The following is an 11,169-nucleotide window of genomic DNA, read 5'->3' on the forward strand; positions in this document are numbered from 1 at the left end:
TACATAACTATCACACTAGGTTAGAAAGCAATCTTTAACCAATCAAAATCAGCTAAACAAATATAAGCATGACATCATACTTCTAAAGTCGATCAAATCTATTAATAAAACGTCTATCAAAACGTGAAAATAAAAATGACAGTGAATACCGAATTATCGAAAATTGAATTTTTTTTTGCTTGTTTTTTTCTGTAAAAAGCAAATTAAAATATCTCACATTGTCAATAACATTAAATTTACGGGATTTATTTACATGTTCCATAGATAATTGCTCATAACTATCTTTAGATAATGAAATGAGCTCATCTATTATATTTATAGTATTTGATAACTCTTCAGAAGCATAGCTTGTTAGCTCATTATACGCGTCAACTTTAATATTTGAAAAAAATCCAGGTGATGTGATATCTGGATTATTATCCAAACCAACAATACATGGTATTCCTAAACTAGCTGCATGCAGGAGAGCTGTTCCCCCACCGACAAAACATAAACAGTTCCGTAAAACATTTTTAAAATCTGATAATTCGATAGGTGATTTCAGCTCGACATACTGATCTAAATTATTAGACGAAATTATTTTTTCGTATCGTTCCTTTTCTGGACCATAACCATAAATTTTCAACCTAAAGTTAGAATCAAGCTCCAACAATTTCGCAAAATTTTCTATAAAATGATAAATATAAGATTTAAATTTCACGAATCTCGCTATAATAACTATATTTCGAGAATGATAACTCCCAATTTTCACATCATTCTGCTCCAAATCAACACCTAGAGGAAACGTGTTAATTTCTCGAAACTCTAATCCATATTCATTGAATAACTCCCTCAGTAATTCCTTACCGTAAACATGTACCTTTCCACAACTTAAAGCATTAGAGAATAGAGCCCTTTCAACTCTGCGATGGTATCTATTTGTATTCCATGTAAACTCTCGGGAATGATACACTCCTGCAACGATATCGCACTTATGAACACGAACATCATTTATAGCATTAGCAACAACTAAAGCATAACTACTAGGCGCGATTATTCTATCTATATCACCAAATTCAGACAATACTTTGCCTTTGTTCAAACCGAACAATAAATTTAAAGTCGCACGATCAGGGAAACAGAAATTACGAGTTACTAATTTTAAACTAATAACTCTAGATACTTTTTCTGCTTTTATTTTTAACTCAGGTTCATATTGATCTGAAAGAGCTAAAATAGTGACAGTATTACCATTTGCATATAAAGCAGTTGCTAATTGAATAAAATAATTTTCAATTCCACCGCGATTTAAAGACGAGACAATTAACAAGTAGTTATTCATGCTATTTTTTTCACTAATAAAATGACAATACACAGATATATCGTATATGAAGCAACATATCCCCAGACTAAACCAATTAAACCAGCCTGCATTCCTATATAACTAAAAGTTATATAAAGTAAAAACTGAATTAATTGCACAAAGATATTTAATTTAGTGCCACCCTTTATTAATAAAAGTAAACCTAGGCTATAAGCAGCTATCCTCAATAAATCCCCGATAAAAGTCGGTAAAACCAAAGTATCAACCTGTATAAATTTATCATCAAATAATAATTGTATTATTAATCCATTATATAAAGGACTAGCTAGTAGAATTATAGACAAAGGTAAATATATACAAATAAAAAACTTTCGGTATTCATTGACAATACCTCGCTTATTAACTTCTTTTGCTAATGCTGGGTACAGTATACTTGTAAAGAATGTGGTGATAAAAAATAAAGACAAGTCAGATAATCTCAATGTAACTTGCCAAAAACCTACGGCATCCCAACCATAACTATCACCAAGAACAGGACGAATTATAGTTTGCCCGAGTTGTATTGAAAAAAAGCTTGTACCGCCAATAAGCACAAAAGGGACTAACGTGCTGATATATCGTTTTTTACTTTTAACAACCAACCAATTAAAATTAAACATACCTTTTCTTATATTTCTAAATACAAGATAGAGCATAATAAAAACATAATGACTTGTTGCTAACAAAATGACATTGAACAAATCTATTGAAAACAAAAATATAGCACCAAGCACAAGTAACGAAGCGTATATATTAGATTTTAATAAGGCCTTAGTATTACCGTTACAATTATTTATCGCTACCTGTATTCCGCTGAATACAGCAGGTATATACATAACCAATATAATAACATATATATTATATGGTAATTCATCTGGTAGAATTTGTTTTCTAAAAAAAACAAAAACAACAAGAACAAATAATACAATAAAAAAGCTAAGGCTAAGTGCTAAAATAAAAGATGCATTGATATACCCAATCACGTCATCCATATTTTGCTTATTTACTGCTGGACTTAAATACTTAACAAGACCATTTTGTATAAACGAATTAGGCAGCATAAGCATTAATGAAAATATACTTAATACTTGCCCATAGACTCCGAATTCAGCGACTGTAAAGTATTGAACTACAAGTTTAACAAAGAGTAAACCATAAACTAATTTCACTAATGATAACAATAATACTAAGTACAGACCTTTAAAGTACTCAAACATATTCATCTAATATAATTATGTGTTAAGTCAATGAGTATTTCTATCTGCTCTGTACCTATAGACTGAAATAATGGCAAACGTACTAACTTATTGCTAAGACTTGTTGTAAATTTATCGTCCCCAAAGAAATAACCAAATTTTTTTCCTGCTGGGCTAGAATGCAGAGGGATATAATGAAAAGGCGTTACAACTCCATTGTTTTTCATATATTGAATAAATTGATTGCGCTGGTCGTTACTCGCCATTTTTAGATAAAACATATGTGCGTTATGTTTCGTATTGTCAGGTATATGAGGCAATTGCTCTTTATTAAATATATGGCTTAACTCTTTATAATAGGTGTTCCAAATATCTAACCTAGCATTATTGATGTTATGAGCTTCTTCTAATTGAGCATATAAATAAGCAGCTTGTAATTCACCAGGCAAAAAACTAGAGCCGACATCTTGCCATGTATATTTATCAACCAAACCATGTAAAAATTGACTACGGTTTGTACCCTTTTCACGAATAATTTCAGCACGTTCAATTAATTTAGGATCGTTAATTAAAATAGCACCGCCTTCACCGCCTGATGAGTAGTTTTTAGTCTCATGAAAACTGAAGCAACCAATATGGCCTATCGCCCCAAGTGCTTTACCTTTATATGTTGACATTACACCTTGAGCAGCATCTTCAATCACCCATAATTTATGTTTTTCAGCAACAGCTAATATAGTATCCATCTCACATGCTACGCCTGCATAGTGTACGGGTACAATCGCTTTAGTTTTTGTGGTTATTGCACCTTCTATTAATTGTTCATTTATGTTCAGCGTATCAGGGCGAATATCAATAAATACTATTTTGGCACCACGCAATACAAATGCATTTGCAGTAGATACAAAAGTATATGAAGGCATAATTACTTCATCACCGGGTTTTATATCAATTAAAATGGCGGCAAGTTCTAATGCAGCGGTACAAGACGGCGTCAACAAAGCTTTAGATGTTTTAAAATTATCTTCAATCCACTTTTCGCATTTTTTTGAAAAATAGCCGTCACCACAAAGCTTGTCCGAGTCAATTGACTGTTTTATATAATCTAGCTCTTTACCTGTTTTCGGGGGAATATTAAATGGAATCATGTTATACCTGTTTATAAAACCAATATGCAGTATTTGAAATTAGATAATTGTTTGAACTGTATAATTTTAATGCCGCTGAATTAGCCAATTGTGTTGCCACTGTTACTTCGTACTTTCCGTTTTCTAGTGCGTAAGATTCAGCAAGTTTCAATAATTGAGACCCCAAACCTATTCCTTGAAATGGAGAAAAACGCCAATAAGCCCAATAGATACGCTGTTAAGATGAAGCTTCAAAGTAATAAAGCCTGCAATTTTATTGCTAATTTTTATTAATAAGCAACAGTCGTCAAATAGCCCAAGTACAGCATTCTCTAACCATTTTGTATAAAATCGGTCTTTTTGTTTTGTTGTAAACCACGGCTCTCGAAACCGGCTATGCGAATATAAACCTTCACTATGTTTTAATAGATCTTTTAAATCATCATTTTTTGCATAATATTCACTATCTACCTTTTCAAACATTTTTTCATGTTGATGCGATACTAGCTTTTTTTTAAAAACGACTTCACCTTCGACAAGAGTGAAACCTAAGCTACTAATCTGATCACATTCTAAGTAGTTACTTGGTGCAATCTTACAGCAAATTAACGATTCAATAGGTAACTCAGAAAAAGCAATCTCACTAGATTTGCTTAAATGGCATTGTTCTAAATTAAATACATGCTGGTTAAAAAAATCTGATTCCCATTGATTTTTTTTAAAAATATTAGCCATTAATCAGATACCAAACTAAGTAGGTACTGACCATAACCATTTTTAGCTAGGGGTTTGGCTAACTCTACTAACCTGTCTTTACTTATCCAGTTATTTGAATAAGCGATCTCTTCAAGGCAAGCAATTTTATAACCCTGGCGCTTTTCTATCGTTTCTACGAAAGTTGCAGCTTCAAGCAAGCTATCATCTGTACCAGTATCTAACCAAGCAAAACCGCGGCCAAGTAGCTCTACATTTAAGTTATCTTGATCTAAGTATGCCTGGTTAATTGCTGTGATTTCTAATTCACCTCGTTCAGAAGGTTTAACTTTTTTAGCGATTTCAACTACCGAGTTATCGTAAAAATACAAGCCTGTCACAGCAAAATGCGATTTAGGGTTTTTAGGCTTTTCTTCAATCGAAATAGCTTTTTGATTTTCATCAAATTCGACTACGCCAAAACGTTCAGGGTCTTTCACTTGATAACCAAATACCGTAGCACCTGCTGGCCTTGCTGCTGCTCGCTTTAATATAGGCGTAAAACCATGCCCCCAAAAAATATTATCGCCCAATACCAAACAAACAGAATCATTACCAATAAATTCTTCACCAATAATAAAGGCTTGAGCTAATCCATCCGGACTAGGTTGAGCGGCATACTGAAGATTAATGCCGAAGTCACTGCCATCGCCCAATAATCGTTGGAATGATGATTGATCTTCTGGTGTGGTAATAATGAGAATATCGCGTATACCTGCGAGCATTAGCACAGAAATGGGATAATAAATCATGGGTTTATCGTAAACAGGCAATAACTGTTTAGATACGCCTTTTGTGATTGGGTAAAGGCGTGTGCCTGAGCCTCCAGCTAATATTATGCCTTTCATGATTTTATATCCTTTTCATTATCCAATGTACCTAAGCGTTCACGTTGATAAGAGCCATCTTGTACATTTTTACACCATGCTTGATTCGCCAAATACCATTTAACTGTTTTCATTAATCCAGTCTCAAATGTTTCTGCTGGCGTCCAGTTAAGTTCTTTACTCATTTTAGAGGCATCTATTGCATAGCGTCGGTCATGGCCTGGACGATCTGTTACATAAGTGATTTGCTCTGCATAATTTGTTGCTTTAGGTACAAGTTCATCTAAAATACTGCAAATGGTTTGCACCACTTTAATATTTTGTTTTTCGTTGTGGCCACCAATATTATACGTTTCGCCAACTTTACCTTCAGTTACTACCTTGTATAAGGCTCGAGCGTGATCTTCTACATAAAGCCAATCACGTATTTGGTCACCTTTACCATAAATTGGCAGCTCTTTCCCCTCAAGTGCATTAAGAATAACTAGAGGAATTAGTTTTTCAGGGAAATGGTAAGGGCCATAATTATTTGAGCAATTTGTAATTATGGTAGGTAAACCATAAGTACGCAGCCAAGCACGCACTAAATGATCGCTTGACGCTTTGCTAGCCGAATAAGGGCTACTGGGGGCGTAAGCAGTTTGCTCAGTAAATAAGGGGAGCTCGCCATCTTGTTCATCTGGATGTGGTAAATCACCATAAACTTCATCGGTGGAAATATGATGAAATCTAAATGTTTGTTTAGCACAACCATCCAACGTATTCCAATATTCACGAGCAGCTTCTAATAAGTTATACGTACCTACAATATTAGTTTGTATAAACTCTGCAGGGCCTGTGATTGAGCGGTCAACATGGCTCTCCGCAGCCAAATGCATTACTGCATCTGGCTTATGTGTTTTGAAAACACGATCAAGCTCTGCTCTGTTACAAATATCAACCTGTTCAAATGTGTAGCGTTCGCTCGTAGATACTTCAAAGAGAGACTCTAAATTACCTGCATAAGTTAATTTATCTAAGTTTATAACTGAGTCATTAGTATTATTAATAATATGGCGTATAACAGCAGAACCAATAAAGCCGGCACCTCCAGTAACTAATATTTTCATTACCAAATACCTTTTGTATCTATTAAATACTCTACTTTTAAATCAGTATTTTTAAACTCTTTATGATCAACTAATAATAAATGAACGTCCGCATTTTCTTTTGCATTATTAAATGTAGATAAGTTGAATGTTGAAATGCTACTCGGCAGTTTATTTATATTAGGTTCAATTGCTATGACAGAGCCCGAATGCAATGCTGCAATTTGCTTTGTGATATTTAAAGCCGGACTCTCACGTAAATCATCAATATCTGGTTTAAAAGCCAAGCCATAACAAGCAACGGTTACTTCTTTTGCAGTTTTAGTTGGGTTAGCTTGTAAAAAATCAGCAATTGCTAACTTAACTTTATTAATTACCCACTCAGGCTTTGCATCATTTACTTTACGAGCAGTATGAATCATTTGTGCCTGTTCTGGGGTTTTACTAACAATAAACCAAGGATCTACTGCTATACAATGCCCGCCAACACCTGGGCCTGGTTGTAAAATATTGATGCGAGGATGGCGGTTAGCTAATGAGATAAGCTCCCAAACGTCTATATCTAATTTATCGCAAATGATTGAAAGCTCATTAGCAAATGCAATTTGTACATCGCGGCATGAGTTTTCAGTTAACTTTGCCATTTCGGCTGTACGCGCATTTGTTATTACACACTCACCTTGCACAAACGTTTTATAAAGTTCAACAGACCGAGCGGAACATTTAGCGGTAATGCCACCTATTACACGATCGTTTTCTACTAACTCACGAACTACATGGCCTGGTAATACACGTTCTGGGCAATGTGCTACATTTACATCTATGTTTGTGTCTGTATAACTACTTTCAGGACCAGGGAAAGTTAAGTCAGGGCGTGCAGCGGCTAACCACACAGCCATTTGCTCTGTAGCACCAACAGGTGATGTTGATTCTAGTATAACTAAATCACCTTTTTTAAGCACTGGCGCAATAGCTTCACTGGCTTTTTTGATATAGCTTAAATCAGGCTCAGGTATTACTGAATCACTTTCTTTATTTAAAGTGCTTTTAAATGGTGTTGGTACGGCTATTAAAAATGCATCAGCAGGTTCAGGTGTCGTCGTCGCTTTTAAATACCCTTCAGCCACTGCAGCATGAACAATCATATCTAGATCAGGTTCTACTATATGTATTTCACCACGATTAATAGTGTCAACCGCATGTTGATTTACATCAACCCCTATTACCTTTTTTTTGCGCGACGCAAACATAGCTGCTGTTGGTAAGCCAATATAGCCCAAACCAACAACTGAAATCGTATTAAATGACATGGTGTTCCTTGTTTATGTAGGTTCTAGGTTCTAGGTTCTAGGTTCTAGGTTCTAGGTTCTAGGTTCTAGGTTCTAGGTTCTAGGTTCTAGGTTCTAGGTTCTAGGTTCTACAAAATTCTAATTTTAAACTTTTTGATACAAGCGGTATTTATGTATTTTATAGCTTGTGAATCTATTCTTTATAATATTGTGACGCGATATAAAATCGCTGCTACCAATTAACTTTTTGCTAAAATATCGCAGATTCGTTGGCACGCTTTACCGTCACCATACGGGTTATGAGCGCGGCTCATTGTTACGTATGATTCGTTGTTAGTTAAGAGCTCATTTAATGCTGAGGTTATTTTAACTACATCGGTACCAACCAACCTAACTGTACCCGCATCAACTGCTTCAGGGCGCTCAGTTGTATCACGCATAACTAATACAGGCTTACCTAAGCTTGGTGCTTCTTCTTGAATACCACCAGAATCAGTCAAGATAATATGAGAGCGATTCATTAAATATACAAATGGTAAGTATTGCTGAGGCTCAATTAAATGTACGTTATCAACATCTTTTAAAATACGCTTTACTGGCTCTTGTACATTTGGGTTTAAATGCACAGGGTAAAGTATTTGCGTATCTGGGTGCGCTTTAGCTGTTTGCGCTAACGCCTCACAAATGCGCTCAAACCCACCACCAAAGCTTTCTCGGCGGTGGCCGGTAACTAAAATAAGCTTTTTACTTTCATCAAGCATTGGGAACTGACCAGCTAAGGTGTTACTTAAATCTGTGTCATTTTCAATTTGCTGTTTAACCATTAATAACGCATCAATAACTGTATTACCTGTTACCGATATATTTTCAGCTGCAACATTTTCTTTAAGCAAGTTAGCCTTAGAGTTTTCGGTAGGCGCTAAATGGTACTTGGTAAGAGAGCCGGTTAATTTACGATTACCTTCTTCTGGCCACGGTGAGTAAATATTACCGGTACGTAAACCCGCCTCAACATGCCCTACTGCTATTTGTTCGTAATAAGCAGCTAAGCTTGCTGCAAACGTTGTTGCGGTATCACCATGCACTAACACTACATCTGGTTTGAACTCTTTGAGTACGGGTGTTAGCTCTTGCAATATTCGGCTTGTTACTTCTGGCAGTGTTTGCCCTGCTTTCATTAAGTTTAAGTCGTACTCTGGCGTGATTTTAAAAAGCTCTAGTACTTGGTCTAACATTTCACGATGTTGCGCCGTTACACATACTTTAGCGTCAAAGCGGCTATCGTTAGCTAAAGCATGTACAAGTGGGGCCATTTTAATGGCTTCTGGGCGGGTGCCAAATACTGTTAATACTTTCACTTCTATATCCTTTATTTAACTACTAAACAGCTAGTAGCGTAATGTTATTAAATGACACTCTTATGTCATTTTAAGCAAAATTATCTGCAGCTAACTGTACAAAGCAACTCTAACAAGAAGCTTGCTGCCTACTTTGAAATTGAATTTTTACAACTTTTCATCTCAGTATTATTCCAACCCACTGAGACACTTTTTTCCATATTGAGACAGTCAATTTAGACTATCTCATTGTAAATGCTTGTTTTTGTACTTTTATTTAAAAGTGCCCAATAGGCCACCTATTTCATATAGTTTCGAACTAATACAAGCATCACACTCAACATGCCACCTAACATTGTGCCAAGTATTGCAATTAGTGCGCGTTTTGGCTTGAATTTTTCTTCTGGCACTAATGCCGCATCAATCGTTTTAAATACGTATTCATCACGAACTTTAGCAAACATAATGGTTTTTGTTTGTTCTTCAATTAGTTTATATAGCACTGCACGAATATCAGCAATTTTAGTTTGCTCTAATTGCTTCGTTAAAAACTCAGTGCTTTTTATTGCCTCTAGCACATCACGCTGCTTCATAGTGGCGTTTATATCTTGTATTAACCATTCTACCCAATGCTGTGCAACATAAGGCGACACATGCTCTATCGCTATTTTAACCATACCTGTTTCTTTGTCGCTGCTGGCACTTATTATTTTGCTAAAAACCTTAAACGCTTCCTGCATAGATGGCTCTGGCTTAAAAGGCGCTTCAACCTCTCGCAGCCATTTATTATTTTGCGCATCATACATTTCGCTATTGTACACAACTGTATTGGTTTTCATATTCCACGATTCGGCAGCCATTAAGTCAGGCAGTATATTGTGTTTTTGAATAAAGTCGCTGGTAAATTGGCGCGACTTTAACACTTCAATAGCTAATTGTGCTTTGTTACTTGGACCACCGCCCAAGTCAACACCCGCTAAACTCGCTAAACCACCAAACTGCCCAGCTAAGGCACTTAAACCACCGCCACCTTCTTGCTCTGCAGGGGCTAATAATGCTTCAGACTTATAAATATTAGGTTGATTAATGGCGTAAAAAACTGAAGCCACAGCAAATAAAGTTGTAATTGCTATAATTAGCCACTTACCCTGCCAAATGACCGCAAAGAGTTCGCGAAGGTCTATTTCGTCATCGGCAATGTTGTTGTTATATCCGCTGCTTGGCATTGGCTCGTTATTTTGTAATGTACTTGGGTTATTCATATGGGTCTCGTGGTTCTAGTAAGTGGCTTCGGGCCGCGAGCTATTGGCTAAGAGCTATTTTTAATGACCGTTATTAATCTGCTTAGCATCTTTGCAATAACCTCACATTCTTCGAGAATATAACCTGCTTTTAAGCTATTGATATATCCTAATTCTGAAGCAATCATAACTTGTGTTTTTAATTCGCCTATGGAGCCTTTGGCAATCCATAAAAAGCGAGTTTTTTCTTTTTCAAAACCTCTTTCCATCCCCTCTGCAATATTGCTAGGTACAGAAACAGAGCATCTACACATTTGATCTTTTAGACCATAATCCTGGAGCTGCTGAAAGCTTTTATAAATTAATAAACTTAACTTAAATGCTCTTTGCCAAACTTCTAGATTTTCGTATTTCATTTTTAACTCTAAAGTAATACTTTAAAGTAAAAATGTAGCAGGTTTTAGCGTTTTTACAGTTAGTTAATTTTAGAGCTTCGAGCTTTGGGCTTCGGGCTTCGAGCTTCAGGCTTCGAGCTTTGGGCTTCAGGCTTCGAGCTCTAGGCTCTAGGCTCTAGGCTCGTCGCTGTAAGCTTATCTAGCCCTTCAGGCACGCTCCACGTTCCAGTTCGTCGCAGAGCTCCTCTCGCTCCAGCTTGAAAGCAAAACTATTTGCTTGTCTAGCCCTTCGGGCAAGCTTCCGCCCCTAGGTTGCAGTTCCTACGGTCTGATAAAAAAATAGGTTTTAGGTTCTAGGTTCATAGTCTTTAAGTAAACACCTGCGGGCGTAAAGCCCCGTCTACAAAAATCATTTTGAACCACAGAGCACGCGAGGCGCTGCGAGCTACACCGAGAAACAAGTTTGCGCGGCGTAAAGCCCCGCCTACAGGCTATTTAAACCCCGAAGCTCGCAACTCGTCACTTCCTTAATCCCTAACGGCTTATCTTTACCTCTGTGGTAAATAAAATCACT

Annotated in this window: 11 protein-coding genes; all 11 read right to left on the reverse strand. The window is 36.3% G+C overall.

All coding sequences use genetic code 11. From position 1 onward, the window contains the following. Positions 1-82: 82 nt before the first annotated feature. Entirely contained in the window at positions 83-1,321 is a 1,239-nt protein-coding gene (locus P20480_RS04680; protein WP_008131613.1) for a glycosyltransferase family 4 protein, read from the reverse strand. Next, on the reverse strand, positions 1,318-2,511 hold the full coding sequence (locus P20480_RS04675; RefSeq protein WP_158308107.1) for an oligosaccharide flippase family protein: 1,194 nt from the start codon (positions 2,509-2,511) through the stop codon (positions 1,318-1,320). The genes P20480_RS04680 and P20480_RS04675 overlap by 4 nt, the downstream gene beginning before the upstream one ends. Positions 2,512-2,561: 50 nt before the next feature. Next, on the reverse strand, positions 2,562-3,686 hold the full coding sequence (rffA, locus tag P20480_RS04670) for a dTDP-4-amino-4,6-dideoxygalactose transaminase (protein ID WP_008131616.1): 1,125 nt from the start codon (positions 3,684-3,686) through the stop codon (positions 2,562-2,564). A gap of 1 nt (position 3,687) precedes the next feature. Continuing rightward, complete coding sequence (locus tag P20480_RS20125) at positions 3,688-3,852, reverse strand: GNAT family protein (protein WP_008131618.1); 165 nt, start codon at positions 3,850-3,852, stop codon at positions 3,688-3,690. A gap of 2 nt (positions 3,853-3,854) precedes the next feature. Next, on the reverse strand, positions 3,855-4,400 hold the full coding sequence (locus P20480_RS19675; protein ID WP_008131619.1) for a GNAT family protein: 546 nt from the start codon (positions 4,398-4,400) through the stop codon (positions 3,855-3,857). Further along, on the reverse strand, positions 4,400-5,266 hold the full coding sequence (gene rfbA / locus P20480_RS04665) for a glucose-1-phosphate thymidylyltransferase RfbA (RefSeq protein ID WP_008131621.1): 867 nt from the start codon (positions 5,264-5,266) through the stop codon (positions 4,400-4,402). Before rfbA ends, P20480_RS19675 begins: the two co-directional genes overlap by 1 nt. Further along, positions 5,263-6,354, reverse strand: coding sequence for a dTDP-glucose 4,6-dehydratase (gene rfbB, locus P20480_RS04660; protein ID WP_008131623.1), 1,092 nt, complete (start codon positions 6,352-6,354; stop codon positions 5,263-5,265). The genes rfbA and rfbB overlap by 4 nt, the downstream gene beginning before the upstream one ends. Next, a complete protein-coding gene (wecC, locus tag P20480_RS04655; protein WP_008131625.1) occupies positions 6,354-7,643 on the reverse strand; it encodes a UDP-N-acetyl-D-mannosamine dehydrogenase in 1,290 nt (429 codons plus the stop codon). The genes rfbB and wecC overlap by 1 nt, the downstream gene beginning before the upstream one ends. Positions 7,644-7,861: 218 nt before the next feature. Continuing rightward, positions 7,862-8,980 carry a non-hydrolyzing UDP-N-acetylglucosamine 2-epimerase gene (wecB, locus tag P20480_RS04650; RefSeq protein ID WP_008131627.1) on the reverse strand — a complete coding sequence of 373 codons (1,119 nt, stop codon included), beginning with the start codon at positions 8,978-8,980 and terminating at the stop codon, positions 7,862-7,864. Between the two features lie 278 nt (positions 8,981-9,258). After that, positions 9,259-10,221, reverse strand: coding sequence for a Wzz/FepE/Etk N-terminal domain-containing protein (locus tag P20480_RS04645; protein WP_008131629.1), 963 nt, complete (start codon positions 10,219-10,221; stop codon positions 9,259-9,261). 47 nt (positions 10,222-10,268) lie between these two features. Further along, a complete protein-coding gene (locus tag P20480_RS04640; RefSeq protein ID WP_008131632.1) occupies positions 10,269-10,616 on the reverse strand; it encodes a four helix bundle protein in 348 nt (115 codons plus the stop codon). Positions 10,617-11,169 lie beyond the last annotated feature (553 nt).

This window comes from Pseudoalteromonas sp. BSi20480 (assembly GCF_000241365.1).
Classification (GTDB): domain Bacteria; phylum Pseudomonadota; class Gammaproteobacteria; order Enterobacterales; family Alteromonadaceae; genus Pseudoalteromonas; species Pseudoalteromonas marina.

Bases quoted from the DNA above. Each gene is read 5' to 3' on its own strand.
- rfbB (WP_008131623.1), bottom strand. From the start codon at position 6,354: ATGAAAATATTAGTTACTGGAGGTGCCGGCTTTATTGGTTCTGCTGTT.
- rffA (WP_008131616.1), bottom strand. From the start codon at position 3,686: ATGATTCCATTTAATATTCCCCCGAAAACAGGTAAAGAGCTAGATTAT.
- P20480_RS04680 (WP_008131613.1), bottom strand. From the start codon at position 1,321: ATGAATAACTACTTGTTAATTGTCTCGTCTTTAAATCGCGGTGGAATT.
- P20480_RS04645 (WP_008131629.1), bottom strand. From the start codon at position 10,221: ATGAATAACCCAAGTACATTACAAAATAACGAGCCAATGCCAAGCAGC.
- P20480_RS19675 (WP_008131619.1), bottom strand. From the start codon at position 4,400: ATGGCTAATATTTTTAAAAAAAATCAATGGGAATCAGATTTTTTTAAC.
- P20480_RS04640 (WP_008131632.1), bottom strand. From the start codon at position 10,616: ATGAAATACGAAAATCTAGAAGTTTGGCAAAGAGCATTTAAGTTAAGT.
- rfbA (WP_008131621.1), bottom strand. From the start codon at position 5,266: ATGAAAGGCATAATATTAGCTGGAGGCTCAGGCACACGCCTTTACCCA.
- wecC (WP_008131625.1), bottom strand. From the start codon at position 7,643: ATGTCATTTAATACGATTTCAGTTGTTGGTTTGGGCTATATTGGCTTA.